This is a genomic window from Paenibacillus sp. FSL R10-2771 (genome assembly GCF_038000205.1).
Lineage (GTDB): Bacteria > Bacillota > Bacilli > Paenibacillales > Paenibacillaceae > Paenibacillus_AQ > Paenibacillus_AQ phytohabitans.
This window is the reverse complement of sequence record NZ_JBBOBM010000001.1, coordinates 5,476,919-5,496,065: the sequence shown is the minus strand read 5'-3', so window position 1 is coordinate 5,496,065 and position 19,147 is coordinate 5,476,919. Positions and strand designations below refer to the sequence as shown.

The 19,147-nt window shown below is 50.4% G+C and carries 13 protein-coding genes; 7 read left to right on the top strand and 6 right to left on the bottom strand.

Features of this window, described 5'->3' with window-relative positions; genetic code table 11:
• The first annotated feature begins 93 nt into the window (after positions 1-93).
• Entirely contained in the window at positions 94-1,314 is a 1,221-nt protein-coding gene (locus NSU14_RS23370; RefSeq protein WP_340947452.1) for a copper amine oxidase N-terminal domain-containing protein, read from the top strand.
• Between the two features lie 163 nt (positions 1,315-1,477).
• On the top strand, positions 1,478-2,113 hold the full coding sequence (locus tag NSU14_RS23365; protein ID WP_340947451.1) for a serine/threonine-protein kinase: 636 nt from the start codon (positions 1,478-1,480) through the stop codon (positions 2,111-2,113).
• A gap of 22 nt (positions 2,114-2,135) precedes the next feature.
• On the opposite strand, the gene NSU14_RS23360 is transcribed toward NSU14_RS23365, so the two are convergent.
• Positions 2,136-2,609 carry a hypothetical protein gene (locus tag NSU14_RS23360; protein WP_340947450.1) on the bottom strand — a complete coding sequence of 158 codons (474 nt, stop codon included), beginning with the start codon at positions 2,607-2,609 and terminating at the stop codon, positions 2,136-2,138.
• Positions 2,602-3,135, bottom strand: coding sequence for a hypothetical protein (locus tag NSU14_RS23355; RefSeq protein WP_340947449.1), 534 nt, complete (start codon positions 3,133-3,135; stop codon positions 2,602-2,604). Before NSU14_RS23355 ends, NSU14_RS23360 begins: the two co-directional genes overlap by 8 nt.
• Positions 3,136-3,565: 430 nt before the next feature.
• On the opposite strand from NSU14_RS23355, the gene NSU14_RS23350 reads away from it, so the two are divergent.
• Entirely contained in the window at positions 3,566-5,089 is a 1,524-nt protein-coding gene (locus NSU14_RS23350) for a glycoside hydrolase family 43 protein (RefSeq protein WP_340947448.1), read from the top strand.
• Positions 5,090-5,181: 92 nt separating this feature from the next.
• Here the strand turns inward: NSU14_RS23350 and NSU14_RS23345 are convergent, their stop codons facing one another.
• A complete protein-coding gene (locus NSU14_RS23345; protein ID WP_340947447.1) occupies positions 5,182-6,126 on the bottom strand; it encodes an NAD(P)-dependent oxidoreductase in 945 nt (314 codons plus the stop codon).
• Between the two features lie 57 nt (positions 6,127-6,183).
• Positions 6,184-7,044: a helix-turn-helix domain-containing protein gene (locus NSU14_RS23340; RefSeq protein ID WP_042134682.1), complete on the bottom strand. Its 861-nt coding sequence runs from the start codon at positions 7,042-7,044 to the stop codon at positions 6,184-6,186.
• 128 nt (positions 7,045-7,172) lie between these two features.
• On the opposite strand from NSU14_RS23340, the gene NSU14_RS23335 reads away from it, so the two are divergent.
• Positions 7,173-8,882: an ABC transporter substrate-binding protein gene (locus NSU14_RS23335; protein WP_340947446.1), complete on the top strand. Its 1,710-nt coding sequence runs from the start codon at positions 7,173-7,175 to the stop codon at positions 8,880-8,882.
• 86 nt (positions 8,883-8,968) lie between these two features.
• Here NSU14_RS23335 and NSU14_RS23330 read toward each other — a convergent pair whose 3' ends face one another.
• Both NSU14_RS23330 and NSU14_RS23325 read right to left on the bottom strand, forming a co-directional pair.
• A complete protein-coding gene (locus NSU14_RS23330) occupies positions 8,969-9,985 on the bottom strand; it encodes an alpha/beta hydrolase (RefSeq protein ID WP_340947445.1) in 1,017 nt (338 codons plus the stop codon).
• 72 nt (positions 9,986-10,057) lie between these two features.
• Positions 10,058-10,960 (bottom strand): AraC family transcriptional regulator, encoded by a 903-nt coding sequence (locus NSU14_RS23325; protein ID WP_340947444.1) that lies wholly within the window; start codon positions 10,958-10,960, stop codon positions 10,058-10,060.
• A 417-nt stretch (positions 10,961-11,377) separates the two neighbouring features.
• Between NSU14_RS23325 and NSU14_RS23320 the strand changes: the two genes are divergently transcribed.
• Genes NSU14_RS23320 through NSU14_RS23310 form a run of 3 tightly spaced genes read left to right on the top strand, consistent with a single transcriptional unit; the run spans position 11,378 to position 19,137 of the window.
• Positions 11,378-14,761 (top strand): tetratricopeptide repeat protein, encoded by a 3,384-nt coding sequence (locus NSU14_RS23320; RefSeq protein WP_340947443.1) that lies wholly within the window; start codon positions 11,378-11,380, stop codon positions 14,759-14,761.
• A gap of 37 nt (positions 14,762-14,798) precedes the next feature.
• Positions 14,799-16,760, top strand: coding sequence for a glycoside hydrolase family 2 protein (locus tag NSU14_RS23315; protein ID WP_340947442.1), 1,962 nt, complete (start codon positions 14,799-14,801; stop codon positions 16,758-16,760).
• Between the two features lie 16 nt (positions 16,761-16,776).
• On the top strand, positions 16,777-19,137 hold the full coding sequence (locus NSU14_RS23310; protein ID WP_340947441.1) for a beta-galactosidase: 2,361 nt from the start codon (positions 16,777-16,779) through the stop codon (positions 19,135-19,137).
• Positions 19,138-19,147 lie beyond the last annotated feature (10 nt).

The window sequence follows — 19,147 nt, the reverse complement described above, 5'->3', positions numbered from 1 at the left end:
AACATAATTCGACAAATTCCTATGCATTCATGTGGTATTCTTTGTAAGGTGATTTGGCCGCTGATAAGATTACTAGTTTGAAAGGGGAATTTGATGAATAAAAAATTTATTATCTTTATACTAGCTTGTCTGCTGTTTATGGTTGCCCCGCAACAAAGTTCTGCTGCTGCAGAATATCCAGATGTCAACATCGCGGTTAATGGAGTTTCGCTTGCTGGTTCAGAGCCTTTGTATGTGGAGAAGGGGAACACGCTTGTGTACTACCGGTTTTTCTTTGAGTCACTGGGAATGACCGTGGATATGAATGTGGAATTAGGAAGAGTTTATGTTTTTGACAGTGGGGAGGAAGAGGCCAAACCGCTGATTACCTTATGGCTGGGCAGCAAAAAAGTAATGTATAAGGATAAAGAGGTGACACTCCCGGCACCTGTGCGGCGAATCGGAAATCTTACATATATGCCTGTCCGTTCAATCAGTGAAATGTTAGGATATCAGGTAAAATTCAATGTGGACGAGCAGACTATTCTTCTAACGAAGACAATAACCGATGAAGGAGACAAGATCCGTCCTTTATTCGACAGCTTCTTTAAGGAGGGTCAGATCAATCCATCGCGTGAGATATTTACCGGTCAGGGATGGGATATTTATACCACTATTGATTCGGAGATGGGTGTAGATTTCAACTTCCTTCCTTTAAAGGACTCCACTGTCTCAGTAGATAAAATTGGATATCTCTCAGATAATAAAGCTGTCGTCAGAGTAGCGTATAAATCAGCATCCGCCGCATTTAAACGGGAGATTGACTTTATATTCACCGTCACCAAAGAAAAAGAGGATTGGAAGTTAGCCCGTTTATATTTGGAAGGCCCCAAATATGAGGTGGCCAAGGAGGCAACTGCAGGAGGTACAGTCAATGCCGGACAGGGCGGTGAGGCTGCAGCAGTTATGTCGGGTTTGGATGCATATAATCAGGCATGGGCAAATGGAGATGCAGCTGCAATCATTCAGTCAACATCACCGGCTTACATAAGCGAATTTGAAAGCGAGACTGGCCTGCAATTTGAGGATGAGATGGCCCAGCAAGCATACGGCTCTGAGAAACAGAAAGTGGCTGGAACCTATATTCCTTATCTAAGCGCTGATCATGCTGTCGTGTACGCAGCTGAACTGCATAAGGAATGGGATGATAACGATAATCTAGTGGAAGTACCGGTTGACGTAATGTTTCGTATGGATAAAACCGCAGACGGGCGCTGGACAGTACACAGCTTACTGGAACTGGTGGATAGTGAAATGACTATAACTTTACAGTAAATATTATTTATATTAGCGTAATGGATTTCTCCGGGTTGAAAGACCGGTTAGCTGCTGCTGACCGGTTTTTATGCTGCTCCCGGCATGGATTAGCTCAATAGTATGTTTTGGCGTACACTGGAAGGATAGAGCAATTATCGAACTGAGCTGCGGGGTGAGTGGAATGGAGAAGCTGATAGAACGGATCAAGGGTGAGTTATTAGCACAAGCAACGATAGAGAGTGTTGATCCACTGGAACCCGTGAAGGTCCGCAGCGTGCCGAAGCCCTGGAAGGTGCTGGGAACCGGGAATTACGCTGCCGTATTCTATCATCCGGAAGCTCCCGATTATGCAGTGAAGGTGTACGCCCCGGGCAGGCCGGGCCTTACGGAAGAAGCAGAGGTGTACCGCCGCCTCGGCCGTCATCCGGCATTCTCCGAATGCTATTACAGCGGACCGGACTTTCTGATCCTGAAACGGCTGCAAGGAGTTACCTTCTATGACTCGATGAAACGGGGAATTCTCATCACCGCGCAGGCCATAGAAGATATTGACAGCGCGCTGGGTTATGCCCGGTCCCGCGGACTCCACCCGCATGATGTCCACGCCAAGAATGTGATGGTTCAGGACGGCCGCGGCCTGATCGTAGATATATCCGATTTCCTGAAGGATGAGGACTGCAGCATGTGGGAGGATTTCAAGAAGGCGTATTATCACCTGTACCGGCCTGTTGCCTCCCGCTGGATGTTTCCGGTTCCCCGGCCCATTCTGGAGATCGTCCGCAAGGGCTACCGGTTGTGGCGGCGGTTGAAGGAATAAGCTGGGCGGTCACTTATTTCTATTACCGGAGGATGGAGTAGTAGGCGACCGATTCGTCGATCAAGCGGGATAACGTCAACTCACGGAAGCGGCTGTTTACCGGGTATGGAGTAAAGGCGGCATGAGAGTTTACCTGATGCGCATGTCTTCCGTGCCCCGCGGTAACAGGAACCCTGACCTGAAGAATGCCGGATAAGGCGGATTGCAGCAATCCAAGCTGACCTGTTGCCCACTCCTGCTCCTTGCGGCGCAAGGTTACCACTATCTCCTCCACTGTTGAATGGTGAATACATCTCAGAGGAGCCCCCCATTTCGTCAAATCAAAGGATTGTCCACTTCGTGTAATCTCGATCTCGCATGCCCCGTAATGAATTTGTTCTCCCCAGGTGAGCCGCAGCAGCAGATATAATGAACCGGCCCGGACCGGTCTGTCGGCGAACGAAGGAGTGGTATCAAATGCAAAGAGTTCAATCTGCGATAGCTTGTTACTATTCATGGATACTGCCCTCCTGAAGTTCCATAGGCACTATTGATGTTAAATGATGGGTTCGTTTCGCCCGGGCCAGATAACCGGTAAGCTGGGCTTCATTCTCGCAAACGGCCGCATGCTCCAGCCAGATACTATATTTAGTTTTACGGACAACAGACAGATGCAAGGGGAATTTGTCACGGGACCGGAGGACATACCAGCCATAAGGCATACTTTTCCAGGGTTCCTTGAAGGCTGTCCAAAAAGCCAGGCGCTTGCGCATCTGCCAGTCACGTTCCTGCTGCTTGTCTCTGATGCTAGTGTAAATATTGTACAGCACCTGTTCATTCGAACAAGTGAAGTAGGCTGAGGCTCTGCAAAAGTGAAACAGCGTTTCGATCTGGTCTGCCCCAAATCCGTAACCTACAACATACCGTTGCTTGCCCTCTTCGTACCACAGTACCCCAAAGCTCGTATACTCCAGACTTACCGGATCCAGCATATGCGGATGAATGCCCAAATAATAGGTTTTCGCTGTCTGTATCTCTGACACTCTTCAAGACTCCCTCCAGTTGCTCACAGGAACTCAGCATAGGTGTTAATGGGAATCATACACGCAGTTCTATTCCATGTAAAAAGCGCAACCGGCCTTAAAGGTCAGCCATAGCACATATCCCGGCAGAAAGTGAGAATAATCCTGCTTATTCTTGGTGTCACCATGGTTTTTCTTCCGTATACGTTAGTTTGTTGCCTTCTTAACGGGATCTTAACTGATGGCAGAATAGTCTTATAAGTTCTTAATCCCGGGGCGGGAGGCCGGAGATCATCTTGAACACCTTGCCGAAATGGGTGAGGCTCTCGAAGCGGGCAATGTCTATATTCTCCTAATCGGGTGACTTGAAAATTAAGGTTTGATATAGCCGGCTCCATTTACAATGGTAGGGATAGTTACAGCTAATTGAAAATGGACAGGAGCGCGGCCAATGCAGTATACCAACCCCGTAATACCCGGATTTCATCCCGATCCCAGCATCTGCCGGGCAGGTGACGATTATTATCTGGTGACCAGCACATTTGAATATTATCCGGGAGTACCCATTTTTCACAGCAGGGATCTTGTTCAATGGCGTCAGATTGGACACTGCCTTACAACGGCCGGACAGCTGCCTCTGGAGAATGCAGGGAGCTCCGGCGGAATATTCGCCCCGACGCTCCGCTATCATAACGGCTGGTTCTATATGGTGACCACCAACGTTAGCGGAATGGGCAATTTCTTCGTCAAGACACAGAACCCGGAAGGTCCCTGGTCACAGCCGTACCCGGTTGCGCAGAGCGGCATCGATCCTTCCCTGTTATTCGATGAGGACGGACGCGTCTACTTTCAGTCCGCCCGGGACGGTGAGCAGGGGAACGGGATCTACCAGTGTGAGATTGATATCGAAACCGGGTGTATGCTGACAGAGAGTATGCTGATCTGGAAGGGAACCGGCGGCGCTCATCCCGAAGCTCCGCATGTCTACCGGTTTAACGGCTGGTACTATTTGATGATCGCCGAAGGCGGAACGGAATACGGGCATATGGAGACTATCGCAAGAAGCCGCCAGCCTTACGGGCCTTATGAAGCTTGTCCGCATAACCCGATTCTGTCCAACCGCAGTATGCACAGCAGCATACACGCTACGGGTCATGCGGACCTGATTGAAGCGCAGGACGGCAGCTGGTGGGCGGTTTGCCTGGGGATCAGACCGGTCTCTTATCCGATGGGGCATCATTTGGGCAGGGAAACTTTTCTGGCTCCGGTGACCTGGACGGCTGAAGGCTGGCCGGTGATTGGGAACGGCGGCCACATCGAGCCGGTTATGGACTCGCCGCTGCTGCCGGAAGTTCGCTGGCCGGAGAAGCCTGTGCGGGACCACTTTGACGGCACCGGGCTTGGCCTGGACTGGACTTTTCTGCGCAATCCCGCAGAGGGAAGCTGGTCGCTGGAGGAACGGCCGGGCCATCTGGTGCTGCATGGCCACGAGGCCACGCTGAATGAAGCGGCTGCGCCTGCTTTTGTTGGCCGCCGGCTTAGTCACTTCACGGCCAATATAGCAGCAGCGCTGGATTATGAGCCGCAGCATGAAGGAGAAGAAGCCGGGCTTACGGTGTATAAGAATGAGAGGCATCATTATGAGCTGGTCCTCCGCACTGCGAACGGCCGGAGAGTCGCCGTGTTCCGGCGGACGGTCGGTTCGCTTCGGGTGGAGCATGTAGAAGAATGTCCGGCCGGACCGGTTATTCTGAGGATTAAGGCGCTGCCCGGCAGCATAGAAGCCTCGGTTCAAAGCCCGGAGTCCGGGGTGACGGAACTTGGCAGCGGAGAGACACATCATCTCAGCACAGAAATCTCCGGAGGATTCACAGGCGTATTCGTTGCGATGTATGCAACGTCAGGGTCTGGGCTGGCTACTCCGGCGGCGTATGACTGGTTCGATTATGAGCCGCTGGATCAGCCCGCGGTATAGAGTATGGAGCAGCGGTTCATGCATATCTGCTGTATGGACCGCTGCAACTGCTGCCCTGGCGGCGGGGTCACCCGTCCCCGCTGGAGTTTAAACTATAACTGATTGAGCTTGCTTTCAGGCTCTTCATCATTTCCTACACGTTTTATATTATTTATGAAGAAATCATATCTTTTTTTATGGAATTTTCGGCCATCAGGCATTCCTGCTGTATGAGGAGTAAGGATCACATTACCCAGATTCCGGAGCTCACTGTCAATGGGAAGCGGTTCCGATTCAAACACATCCAGGCATGCGCCTGAAATATCCCCGTTTTTTAAGGCATCTATCAAATCTCTTTGATTGACAATCCCGCCCCGGGCTGTATTGATGAAAAGACTGGTATTCTTCATTTTGCTCAATGCCGCTTTGTTGATCAGCTGTTTGGTTTGCGGAGTCAAGGGTACATGTACACTGACTATGTCCGATGTGCTTAGAAGAGTATCGAAATCTGTCATTTTCACCAAACCGTCAGATTGAGGAGCAGCATGTCTCGCATAAGCCAGCACATTCATATCAAAAGCCCCGCAAAACGCAGCTACTTTTTTGCCGATAGCGCCCAAACCGATAATCCCAATCGTTTTACCGTTTAATTCACTCCCTGTATAGTCCAATTGATGTTCATCCAGCTTGTTTTTCATGAAATGATCAAGAAACGGTATGTTTTTATAATAAGACAATATCAGTGCCATTACGTGCTCGGCCACTGCCTGTGCATTCACTCCTGCAGCATTGGCCACCCAAATACCAAGCTGTGTACAGGCAGGGATATCTACATTATCAAATCCTGCACCCGTCTGTACCAATTTTAGTTTTTTGGCGTTAGCAAGCAGGCTGTGATCCACTTTAATATGTTCAGGGATGAGTACCTGGCAATCTTCAATATGATGCAGCATTTCTTCTCCGGGCGGTACAATAACCACGTTCCAGTCTTGCGGAAAATACCTTGCAATATTTGATTTTGCGGTCTCGTTAAAATAGCCAACGATGAGAATCTTCATTACTTAACCACCTTTCATATTTTTAAACATACTGAATAATTTTGTAAAACACAAATACTACTGCTGATTGCGGTAAGCCTTCGGGGACCTGCCGTACGTTTTTTTGAAGAGGCGGGTGAAGTAGTTGCTGTCATTAAATCCGCACCTATAGGAGATTTCGGTAATGGGGTGTCTGGTTTGCCTGAGCAGAGAGCAGGCCTGTTCCAGCCGGAGGCGCTGAATATAAGCAATCGGTGTAGTCTGATAATACGCCTGGAAGATCCGGTTCAAATGCCGGACAGAGATATCTGATTTGGCGGCAATGGAATCGAGGGTAACCGGTTCATGATAGTGATCCTCGATATAGGAGATCGCACTGGCGAGGTGCATCAGGCTGTTGTCCACGCCCTTCTCCTGAGTGTCATAATGTCTGGACAGATAGACGACAAGCTCCATGAATCTGGAGGCGAGCATGGTCTGATAGCCGTGGTGCTTCTGCTCATATTCGGTAATCATGCCGGCCACAAGCGATGACACATATTCCAGGCTGACGATGGGGAGGTTCATTTTGCTTTTATAGGTGTTAATGCTGCGGTAAAAGGGTTCTAAGACAAACAGCGCCTGATAGCCGTTCAGCGTTCTTAAGTCCGGTCCGGCCAGCTTGAGCATATCGGCTTTGTACATAATGTTGCAGATCTTGAAATCATACGGGTCCTTATACGCATGCGGAGTACCGCCGTTAATGACGAATACATTGCCTTTCTTGATAAAGGCTTCCTCATCATTGACGATATGCGAAGCATGCCCCTTCAGCACAATCACAAGCTCCGAGAAATCCGCATGCATATGCAGATCCATATCTTCCTCGTGCCCGCCGTATTGAATAAAGAACGGGAAATGCTCATCGGTCGTGAACCAGTTCAAATATACATTGCTCATAAAGTCCCACCTCTGAAATACGTGTTTGTCTATATAATGCTAGTCTGCGACTTGAAAATCAAGGTTATCCGCCAACATCGGCGCTAAAATGAGACTGTAAACGCATTCAGCAAAAGGGGATGAGAGAGATGAAGGCAATACTTTCAAGAAAACTAGGCACGGCGCTTCTGGCAGGCACGCTGCTCATTTCGGCAGGCTGCAGCAGCAATGCGGGCAATAACGCCGGGAATGCTGCGAACGGGAATACCAGCGGAAATGATACAGCTCCGGTCACCTTTACTTTTTTTGGTGCCGATGCCAGTCCGAACTGGAACAAGATGCAGGATGATATCGGCAAAGAGATTACCGCCAAGACAGGGGTTACCCTGAATGCGGAATTCGATGTCGGCAGCGGCGGCGGTCAGGACAAAATCTCCATGATGGCAGCCAGCGGGGATTATCCCGAACTCATCTATGCCAAAGGCGAGCTGGGCAAGCTGGTGGATGCGGAAGCCGTCCTTGATCTGACCGATCTGATCGACAAATACGCGCCTAATATCAAAAAAGTAATGGGCGATAACATGAACCGGATGAAATACAGTAACGACAACCAGGCCATTTACTCGATCCCTACCAATGTTGGTGTGGATAACCAGAATTTTGATGCAACCAACGGCTTTCAGATTCAGCACCGCGTATTGAAGGAGCTTGGCTATCCGGAGGTCAGAACGTTGCAGGATTATGAGAATGTGCTTAAGGAATATGCGGCCAAGCATCCGACCACGGACGGGCAGCCGACCATCCCGATGACGGTGAACGCGGACGGCTGGAAGGTTATGATAACCGTCACCAATCAGGGGGATGTCACTACAGGCGGAACCAATGACGGCGAATATTATGTGAATCCGGAAACGTACGAGACGATGCTGCATTATAAGAAACCGGAGGAGAAGGAGTACTTCCGCTGGCTGAACCATATGTATAATGAAGGGCTGCTCGATAAGGACTCTTTTGTCCAAAAGGATGATCAATACAAAGCCAAAATCGCCAGCGGCCGGGTACTGGGTCTCACTTCTGTAGAATGGGAATATCAGGATGCGGAAAATGCCCTCAAAGCGGCTGGCAAAGATGAGTATACGTATGCGCACTTCCCGGTGACGCTGAGTGAGAAGTATAAGGATCATGCGATGCAGTCAGTAGGAGTGGACGGCTATGGCATCAGCATCACCACTGCCTGCAAGGATCCGGTCCGCGCAATTAAATTCCTGGACTGGCTGTCCTCGGAAGAAGGCCAGGTGCTGAGAAACTGGGGCATCGAAGGCAAACAATACAATGTGGACAATGGACAACGTGTCATTCCTGCTGATATTCTCGACCAGAAGGTTAACGATGCCGCAAATTTCACCAAGAATACAGGGATTGGCTTATATTCCATCCTGGGTGTCCGCTACGGTGACGGGGTGAAGGATTCCACGGATAATTACTATACCACGAACTTCCCCGAACAGATCCTTGCCGAATATTCGGATGCAGAGAAGGAAAGCCTGGCCGCTTATAAAGCGACAACCTGGAAGGATCTCTTCCCTGCGGAGGATGAATTCCCGGTCAAAGAGTGGGGCGCGCTGTACAACATGCCGGTGCCAACCGATGGGGACTACCAGGTCATCTATCAAAAAACACAGGATATCGTCCACAAGCGCATACCGGAAGCCATCCTCGCCAGCACAGCCGAGTTCGATACAATCTACGATGATTTCATTGCAGAGCTGAACAAAGCCGGTGCTGAGAAGATGGAGAAGGAATATACGGAGCTGGTAAAAGCGAGAGTGGAGCTGTTTACCGGGAAGGATGTTGGGTAGGAGCATATGAAGAAACAGCGGCAATCCGGGACGGGGAAATAAGGTCCCGGATTGCCGCTGTTTGATTTAGCTGCCGCGCTCAATTTCTATGGCTGCGATTTATCGTTTAGAAATTTGACAACCTCTTCATAGGCGATTTGCGCAGGCCCCGTCTGTAGTTGGTAGATATAATCATGAGGCAATTTATTTCCGCTGCCTGTCCAATAAACACTTGTAACGTCAACACCCTTAGCTCTGAGAACGGCGTCCATTTCGTAGGTTTGAGGTTCCAGAGGATCAGCATCACCTGCGGTTATAAATGTTGCCGGATATTCGGAGGTGATATTTTTTACAGTTGAAAGCTCGTCTAATCTGGAGTAGTTTTCGTAATCTTTCTGTCCAGTGTAACTCCAGGCATATTTTCTAAACCCGGGGAAGTTATCCCGTGCTACAGTATCAAAGTCATATACACCATTCAATAACAGTAAGCCTTTCACGTTTGCAGCCGGTATATCCAAATTTACCCCGACTTGCTGTTCAAGAGTGGGATTAGTAATCATCGCTCCCAGCTGACTTGATATTTGCGCACCCGCTGAGTTACCGCCGATGAAGAGCTTTGCAGGATCTGCATTGTATTCCTCAGCATGAGTCTGCAGATAATGGATTGCTGCTGCGGCCTGCTGTATGGGAGCCGGATATCTGTACTCAGGAGCGAGCGAATAATCCAGGGAAGCCACAACATATCCTTCCGACGTTAAGAGTTTCGAGAAGGAACCCACTTGTTTCGCAGTACCTACGGTCCAGCCGCCGCCATGTATGAATAAAATCAGGGGCTTAGGCTTATCTGATTCAACGCCAAAGGTATACATGGTTATCTGCGCATCGGGTAAACCCTCGACAGGAATACTGATTACGTCACTAACTTCAACATCTATGATTTGTTCAGCGTACGGACCCACATTTACAGCATTCTCCTGGGTACTAATTAATGCTCTAAAAATAGCCACAAAAGGACACGGTGTTAGCTGGTTTACAACGACAATTGCGATGATCAGGATAGCTATAATACTTAATGTGATTCCGGTTTTCCTGCCGATCCTGAATTTTTGAACTGATATGTTCATGGTGCCCTCCTAATGAGATTTCTTTGGGTCGAACCGGAATTTAAAAGGTACATTAATCGTTGTGAAGGAATGTTAGCCCTTTGGTATTTTCCGGTAGCTTGAAGGAGAGAAGCCCGAAATCTTCTTAAAGAGCCGGGAGAAATAATAAGGATCATGAATACCCACGGCCGAGCTGACCTCTTTAATGCTCAGTTCAGTAAGATCCAGAAGATGACCTGCCCGCTGGATCTTGAGCCGCAGGAAATATTCAATCGGAGAGACTCCGGTTTCGGAATTAAACAAATAGATCAGATGCTGTTTCGATACTCCTACATGGATAGCCAGCTCAATGAGTGAAATGGAGCCGCCCATGTGTCCATTCATGTATTGAACCGCCTGCTCCAGATAAGTTTCGCGTTTCTTCTCTTGTGCGGATTTCCCGGCGCTCAGGCCAATTCCGGAGAGCAGCTGCCTTACGGTCTGCGCAACATGTATATGTGTAGTCAGGGCATAAGTCCGTTCGGCCAGCATCTCAAAGGCAGGGACGAACCATTCAATTAAACGGGCTTTACCGCTTGGTGATAATGAGAGGGGAGCATTAGATAAACCGAACAGCTGCACCAGTCTATTCGCGTGGCTTCCTTTGAAATGAAACCAGTAGATACTCCAGGGGTTCTCCTGCATTGCCCCATACCTGTGTGCGGTTTCGGGAGGAATAATCATCATGTCTCCCTGCTGCAGGTGCATGCGTTCTCCATGATTCAGCTCGATCCAGCCCGCTCCGGCTTCGCAAAAGATAAAAATATGCGACGGGCTGCCTTCCAGGCGTTCCCTGAAATGATACTGGGCGTTAGGGAAATAGCCGATGTCCGTAATAAACAAGGAAGCAGTCAGCTCCTCCTGTTCCAGCTCCTTCATCCAGTATTCCGGAAGCACATATAGCTTCTCCTCGACAAACCCTTCAGGCTTGCGAATATGGTCATGGTCATGATTCATTCCAGTCCCTCCTAAGTAAGGCTATATGTAAATTGCATTATAGACTACAACCCAACAAGTAACCCACTATTGACATAGAAATGTTGTACGTTGTGCAACTTGGATGCCTAGATACCGGGGGGTTAGGGAGAATTGTTGTACGAAATACAAGAATTTCCCCGTTAGGCTGCCCGAAAGAGGAGAATTGTTGCCTTTGATACAACAATTTCGGATTATGGCCGAGATCATGAGCGAAATGTTGTATTATGTGCAGGATTCTCAATAAAGTAATCAGATCCCCCACTCTAACCCATCAAAGGGTTATTCGAATTAATTTGAATAAGAATATAATCCATCACTTCCCGCATTTCGTCAATTGGAACCTTCCCCGGCAGACGCTAAAGTATAACTATCAAGACTAGGGAGGCAGTTCAAAGCATGAAGCAAGAAGCTGTAGAGCATACATTGGAGGCGTCTCCAGCCGGATCTGGCCAAATCCAAGTTCGGGTGTGGGAGACAAGTGTGTTGATTCCTACGTATGAGGCGGGAGAAGCTGACCCCAATCCTATGTTTCTGGAGAAAAGAGTCTATCAGGGAAGCTCAGGCCGCGTGTATCCTCACCCGGTAATCGAGTCCATCTCGGATGTGAAGGCCGATAAAAACTACAAGCTGGTGATCCTGGAGAATGAATACGTCCGGATTGAAATTATGCCGGAAATTGGCGGCAGAATCTACCGGGCTCTCGACAAGACCAATAATTACGACTTCGTCTACTATAACCGGGTCATCAAGCCGGCACTCGTTGGCCTGGCCGGGCCGTGGATTTCCGGGGGGATTGAATTCAACTGGCCGCAGCATCACCGCCCGAATACCTTCGGTCCGGTAGAATACCGGTATGAGCAAACCGAAGATGGAAGCGCTACAGTATGGGTCAGTGAAATTGACCGGATGTACGGCACCAAGGTTACCGCCGCCTTCAAGCTATATCCGGGCAAAGCTTACCTGGAGATTAATGCTCAAGTTTACAACCGGACACCTCAGCCGCAGACCTTCCTGTGGTGGGCGAATCCGGCGGTGGCGGTCAATGATCATACGCAATCGGTGTTTCCTCCGGATGTAACTGCCGTATTCGACCATGGCAAGCGCGATGTATCCCGGTTCCCGATCGCGACCGGCACCTATTACAAACAGGATTATTCGGAAGGTGTAGATATTTCCCGCTACAAGAATATCCCGGTTCCGACTTCTTATATGGCTTATAAATCCGATTATAATTTCGTCGGCGGCTATGATCACGGCGTAGAAGCTGGGCTGCTGCATGTGGCGAATCATCATGTTTCGCCCGGCAAGAAGCAATGGACCTGGGGCAATGGAGAGTTCGGCCAGGCGTGGGACCGTCAGTTGACCGATGAGGATGGCCCGTACATTGAGCTTATGACTGGCGTATACACGGACAACCAGCCTGACTTTACCTGGCTGCAGCCTTATGAGGAGAAGACCTTCACGCAATATTTCATGCCTTACAAGCAAATTGGGGTCGTGAAAAATGCTTCAATTGACGCAGCTGTCAATCTGGAGGTTGATGCGGATGCCGGACAGGCAGTGATCAAAGTGTACGCGACTTCTGTACTTGAACAGGCAGTTGTGGAACTAAGCGGAGCAGCGGGCCGTTATCTGCAGGAAACGGTGAAGTTATCTCCTGTAGATGTTTTCCAAACGGTTGTCACGCTCGGCAGCGGTGAGCAGGAGCATGACTTGAAGTTGTCCGTCCGAAATGCGGAAGGCAGACTGCTGATCGCCTATCAGCCGAAACGCCCTGATATTGAGCGTATTCCCGATGCTGCCAAGCCGCTCGCGGCGCCGGAAGAGCTGCGTTCAGCAGAGGAGCTGTATCTGGCAGGCCAGCATCTGGAGCAATACCGCCACGCTACGTTCGAGCCGGAAGCCTACTATCTGGAGGGCTTGAAGCGGGACAGCGGAGATATCCGGCTGAATGTGGCATATGGAATCCTGCTGCTGCGCCGCGGACTTTACAAGGACGGTGAGCAGCATTTCCGCAAAGCGATCGAGCGGTTGACCTGGCGGAACCCTAACCCTTATGACAGCGAGGCTTACTATCAGCTGGGTGCCGCACTTCGCGGCCAGAACCGTTTGGACGAGGCCTATACTGCTTTTCACAAATCAGTCTGGTCGGCAGCCTGGCAGGATGCAGGTTACTTCTCTCTGGCGCAAATTTCAAGTCACAAGGGAGAGTATGCGGAAGCGCTTGACCAGGCGGAACGTTCGCTGATCCGCAATTCACGCAATTACAAAGCCCGTAATCTGAAGGCAGCTATGCTCCGCAAGCTTGGATTATTGGAGCAGGCCAAGGCATTCGCTATGGAAACTATGGGTCTGGATATCGCTGATTTCGGTGCCTATAACGAGCTGGCGCTGGCACTGCGTGCACTGGAAGACACTGCTGGTGCTGAAAAGGTTCTGTCCGAACTGCATCTGCTTATGCGCAGGGACGCACACAACTATCTTAATCTGATCTCAGACTATATGGACAGCGGCCTGCTGCCAGAAGCCATTGAGATTGGCGAAAGAGCTGTTCCTGCCGGAAGCTCCGTGTATCCGGTGCTGCATTACGCTCTTGGAGAGCTGTATGCACGTACTGGGCAGCTTCAGAAGGCGGAAGAGCAGCGCCGTGCCGGCCAGTCCGCAGATCCAGCCTATTGCTTCCCTAACACTTTGTTTGAGCTGGCACTGCTGGAGAGCACCGTTGAGGCCAGTCCGGAAGATGACAAGGCGCATTACTATCTGGGCAACTTCTTTTATGATAAAAAACGCCCGGAGGAGGCTATCGCAAGCTGGGAGCGTTCACGGGAGCTTCGGGGGGATTACGCTACAGTTCACCGTAACCTGGGACTCGCCTATTTCAACAAGCAGGATAACCCGCAGGCGGCCATGGCTTCGCTTGAGCAAGCGTACGCCTGCTCACCGGAAGATGTGCGGATACTGTTTGAACTGGACCAGCTCCGCAAGAAGCTGGCCTGGACCTCAGCAGAGCGCCTCGCCATTCTTGAAACGAAGCGCGGCCAGGTGGAGCGGCGTGATGATCTTTTCGTCGAATATGTTACGCTGCTTAACAATCTTGAACGGTATGATGAAGCTCTCGCAGCCTTAAGCTCACGGAATTTCCACCCTTGGGAAGGCGGGGAAGGCAAAGTAACCGGACAATACAAGTTCGCCCATACGGAGCTTGGCAAACAGCATCTGCAGGCTGGACTTTACGGGGAAGCGGTTGCCCGCTTCAAGCAGGCTCTAGTCTATCCGCTGAATCTGGGTGAAGGCAAGCTGGAGGGTGCCCGGGAGAACAATATCTACTATTACCTCGGTATGGCCTACGAAGCTCTGCAGCAGATACAAGAAGCCATCGCCAGTTATGCCATAGCTTCACAGGGACTGGATGAACCGGCAAGCGCGATGTTCTACAACGATCAGCCGCCGGAAATGATTTTCTACCAGGGGCTGGCGTGGCTGAAGCTGCATAATGAGAAGGAAGCCAAACGCCGCTTCAATAAACTGATTGATTATGCGGAGAAGCATATTTTTGATGAGATCAAAATGGACTACTTTGCGGTGTCGCTGCCGGACTTCCTGGTATTTGAGGATAACCTGGACCGCCGCAATGTGATTCACTGCCGGTATATGCGCGGACTGGGATTGCTTGGACTCGGACGTACCCTAGAAGCTGCTGAGGAGCTGGAAACGGCTCTATCCATGGAGCCTAATCATCAAGGTGCGATGATTCACCGCCGCTTATGTGTACAGAAGTGAAGGGTCAGATCGGGTTAGAATACACAGGTGAAAGGACGTGGGTATCCTGATTAATGAAGGGCGTTACACTGCAAGACTGGAAGAGGGCTGGAAGTTCCAGTCCGGTCCTGTAACCCGAGGCGAGCAGGAAGGATGGCAGGCTTCAGGCTTGCCGTCCCCGGTTACGGTCTCCGTTCCGCATACCTGGAATGTACAGGAGGGTCTGGAGGAATACCGCGGGGCAGGCTGGTATGAACAAATGTTAACAGTCCCTGACGAGTGGAAGGACTGCCGGATACGGCTTTCCTTTGAAGGGGCTTACCGCGATACGGATATCTGGGTTAATGGTGTAGAGGCAGGCAGCCACTACAATTCCGGCTATACCCCATTTGAAGCGGAGCTGACTCCGTATATTCATGCGGGAGGCGGGAACCGGCTTGTGATTCGAGTGGACAACAGCAACAGTGACGTGGCGTTGCCCCAAGGCAACAGCTTTGACTGGGCCGATGACGGCGGGCTGATCCGGCCGGTAACGCTTGTCGTCACAGGATTGGCGTCCATTCAGCAGCTCAAGGTGGAACCGCTGGTCATCTTCGCTGACCAAGGCGGACATACGGACGGCAAGCTATCTGCACGCATCAAGCTATGTGAACCATCAGCCGTTGCACTCAGTGCAGACATTGCCGTCTACCGCAAGGATATCCGCATTTGGCAGGGAACCGAAGAGGTCACTGGCGGAGCGTTGTCCTGGAGTTTCAAAGACATCCTGCTGCCGGAGGTTGATTTGTGGCATTTTGACCATCCGGACTTGTATGAGCTTGAGATTGTACTGCGCACTGGGGATCAGGTCCAGGACCGGGTAGTCCGCCCGTTTGGCTTCCGGGAGATTGTTGTTAAGGGACATGAGCTGTGGCTGAACCGCGAACCGGTCCGGCTGATGGGTGTGGAGTGGATGCCTGGCTCGAATCCGGCGACTGGAATGGCTGAGAAGCAGACAGATCTGATTGCGATGCTTGAGCGGTTGAAGGAAGCGAATTGTGTCATTACACGATTCCACTGGCAGCAGGGAAATGATTTGCTGGACTGGTGTGACCGCAATGGTCTGCTGGTTCAGGAGGAAATTCCGCATTGGCAGCAGCCTTCAGAGCCGGGGAAGGAGACCTTCGCACTCGCCCTGTCTCAAGCCAGGGAGATGATTGATAGTCATGCGCATCATCCGTGTATCTTTGCCTGGGGGATGGGGAATGAGCTGGATGGCCAGTCTGCAGTGACCCTGCATTATATGGAGCAGCTGAAGGCGGAGCTTCTGCAGCTGGACCCGAGCCGGCTGATCAATTATGTAAGCAACAGTGTTCTTTATCAGCCTGACAGGGATGCCACTGGTGCGGGTGATCTGCTGATGTGGAACGAATATATCGGAACGTGGCATGGCGATTTGGATGAGCATAAGGTCATCCGGCAGATTATTGCCGATTATCCTGATAAGCCCATTGTTGTGGCTGAATATGGGCTTTGTGAGCCGGTGTTTGAAGGCGGGGACGCCAGAAGAACCCGGCTGCTTATCGAAAAAACAGAAATCTACCGCCAGTATCCCCAGTTCGCGGCATTAATCTTCTTCAGCCTAAATGATTACCGTACGCAAATGGGCGAAGAGGGTGAAGGGAAGCTGAAGCAGCGGATTCATGGTTCTGTAGATATTTATAACCGGGTGAAGCCGTCGTTTGCTGCCTTGCGTGAGATCTCTTCACCGCTCTTGCTGGCAGAAGCTCCTGAATGGCACGGAGATAAGCTTGAGGTGACCCTGAAATGCCGGAAGGATATTCCCAGCTATGCCGCGCGGGATTATTATTTAACGGTGTCCTCAGCAGGCGAGGAAGGAACCAGATTAGTCATTCCAGCTATGCAGCCGGGAGATCTCCTGACCTTGAACCTCCCTGTGCAACCAGCGCCCGGACAGCAGCGAGTGCTTACCGTGTATCGGCCGAACGGGTTTAGTGTAGTTGAACGGGAATTGAACTAAGGAGAGTCAGACCTTTATGAAGAACTACCCGATCAAAGTAAATGATGATAAAAAGAATATATTCTCAGGTCATATTAAGCTTGGCGGCGTGAACCCTTCGGGCGAACGGATCAGCTTTACGAACTATTATATGGAGAAGAACGGGGAGCCGTTTTTTGGTGTGTGCGGTGAATTCCATTTCTCCCGGTATGATGAAGCCTACTGGGAAGATGAGATTATTAAGATGAAGATGGGTGGCGTTAACATCGTCACGACTTATATTTTCTGGAATTTGCATGAAGAAATCGAAGGCATATATGAATGGGCGGGCAATAAAGACTTGCGCCGGTTCATTCAGCTGTGTGATCAGCATGGACTTTATGTCATGATCCGCATCGGCCCCTTCTGTCACGGGGAAATGAGAAGCGGCGGCATGCCGGATTGGCTGTTCGGACGCCCGTTTGAGGTCCGCTCCAATGATGAAGGGTATCTGGCCTATGTAAGGAGGCTGTATGCGGAAATCGGTTTGCAGGTGCAGGGCTTGTTGTACAAAGAGGGAGGGCCGATTATCGGCACACAGATCGAGAATGAGCATAACCATTCCTCGGCACAGTGGGGCCTTACCACCGGCATTAACAATATGTGGCTGAACGGCGGCAGCGGCGGGAATGAGCACATGCTGCTGCTAAGAGATCTGGCGATTGAGTCGGGAATCGATACGCCTATTTATACATGTACTGGCTGGGGCGGCGCTACGACACCAGTACCGGATATGCTGCCGCTATGGGGCGGTTACGCTTATTGGCCGTGGATTTACTATGAAACGGACCGCTTTGACGGGATTAAGGAGCATCCGGCAACGCCGGAGTATATTTTCCGCGACAAACATAATAACGAACTTCCAAAGAGCTATAATTTCGAGCCCTTCTACCAGCCGGAAGACTATCCGTATGCCTGTTGTGAGATGGGCGGCGGGATGGTTCAGTTCTATAAATACCGGTTCGAATTTCCGTATAACAGCGTTCCGGCCATGTCTGTCATGAAGACGGCGGAGGGCTGCAATATGCTCGGATACTATATGTACCACGGGGGTAGCAATCCTAAGGGAAAGGTGAATCCGTTCACGAACGATCTGGCGACACCGAAGATTTCCTATGATTTCAATGCGATGATTGGCGAATTCGGACAAGTGCGCGAATCGTACAAGCGGACGAAGCTGCAGCATTATTTGTTCACCGGGTTCCAGAATCAGTTCGCTTTGACCAAGACGATTCTGCCGGGGGACACCTCCGGGCAAGATCCGTACGATGTGAGTGAATTACGCTATGCCATCCGTTCACATGAAGGCTCCGGCTTCCTGTTCCTGAATAATTTCCAGGATCATGTGGAGAATCATGATCTGCAGGATATGAACGTCAGCATTGAGCTTCCCGGTGAGACGATAACGATTCCCGCTCAAGGTGAGCTGACGCTGGGCAGCGAGAGCTTTGCGATTCTGCCGTATAACTTCGATCTGGCCGGTATTACGCTGAAATATGCAACCGCGCAGCTGATTACGAAGCTGGATGTGGAAGAAGAAGTGTATTATTTCTTCTTTGTGCCGGAAGGAATGAAGGGCAGTTATGCGCTGCAATCGGACGATGTGGCGGGTATTGAGACCGAAGTCGGTCATACCAGGCAGCTTGATGATCTGACGATCATTGAAGTGGAAGAGCAGACTTCGGGCATCGTGCGTCTTGTGTCTGCTGCAGGCAAGAAAGTTGTCATCTACACTATGACGGATAAGCAGAGCCTCGGGTTCTGGAAAACCGAAGTCCGCGGCAAGCAGCGTGTCCTGTTCACGGACTCGAATCTGCTCGTATCGGGGGATGAGATTAAGCTGGAATCCACGGATCGGGAGGAAGTCACGCTAAGTGTGTTCCCTGATTTTGAAGCTGGTTTAGGTTCGGTATCGGGCGGAGAGCTGGTGGAAGCATCAAAGGACGGTTTATTCACAACCTACAAACTGCTCGCACCGAAGAAAGATATTGCTTTTACATGGACGAAGGTCAAGGAAGAACGGGCGGTTCTTGAATTCGCATCCGGCTCTCTGGACGGTGTCAAAGAAGCCTTGCTCCAAATAGATTATACCGGCGATATCGGCTATGCCTTCATTGACGGTGATCTCATTAATGATAACTTCTGCAACAACACGACTTGGGAAATCGGACTCAAGCGGTTTGAAGAGCGGCTGGTTGACAAGGGAATGTATCTCTATGTATCACCGATCCGCAAAGGGACTGTCGTGAACAGTAATACGACAATGGCAGGCTGGAATGAGACCGCTGCTGAGCTGATTGCCTATATTGCTTCCATTCGTGCAGTTCCTGTGTATGAGCTTGTGATTAGAACGGAATAAGACGCGAATC

Excerpts from the sequence above, each read along its gene's own strand:
- NSU14_RS23370 (WP_340947452.1), top strand. The coding sequence starts at position 94 with ATGAATAAAAAATTTATTATCTTTATACTAGCTTGTCTGCTGTTTATG.
- NSU14_RS23365 (WP_340947451.1), top strand. The coding sequence starts at position 1,478 with ATGGAGAAGCTGATAGAACGGATCAAGGGTGAGTTATTAGCACAAGCA.
- NSU14_RS23360 (WP_340947450.1), bottom strand. The coding sequence starts at position 2,609 with ATGAATAGTAACAAGCTATCGCAGATTGAACTCTTTGCATTTGATACC.
- NSU14_RS23350 (WP_340947448.1), top strand. The coding sequence starts at position 3,566 with ATGCAGTATACCAACCCCGTAATACCCGGATTTCATCCCGATCCCAGC.
- NSU14_RS23345 (WP_340947447.1), bottom strand. The coding sequence starts at position 6,126 with ATGAAGATTCTCATCGTTGGCTATTTTAACGAGACCGCAAAATCAAAT.
- NSU14_RS23340 (WP_042134682.1), bottom strand. The coding sequence starts at position 7,044 with ATGAGCAATGTATATTTGAACTGGTTCACGACCGATGAGCATTTCCCG.
- NSU14_RS23335 (WP_340947446.1), top strand. The coding sequence starts at position 7,173 with ATGAAGGCAATACTTTCAAGAAAACTAGGCACGGCGCTTCTGGCAGGC.
- NSU14_RS23330 (WP_340947445.1), bottom strand. The coding sequence starts at position 9,985 with ATGAACATATCAGTTCAAAAATTCAGGATCGGCAGGAAAACCGGAATC.
- NSU14_RS23325 (WP_340947444.1), bottom strand. The coding sequence starts at position 10,960 with ATGAATCATGACCATGACCATATTCGCAAGCCTGAAGGGTTTGTCGAG.
- NSU14_RS23320 (WP_340947443.1), top strand. The coding sequence starts at position 11,378 with ATGAAGCAAGAAGCTGTAGAGCATACATTGGAGGCGTCTCCAGCCGGA.
- NSU14_RS23310 (WP_340947441.1), top strand. The coding sequence starts at position 16,777 with ATGAAGAACTACCCGATCAAAGTAAATGATGATAAAAAGAATATATTC.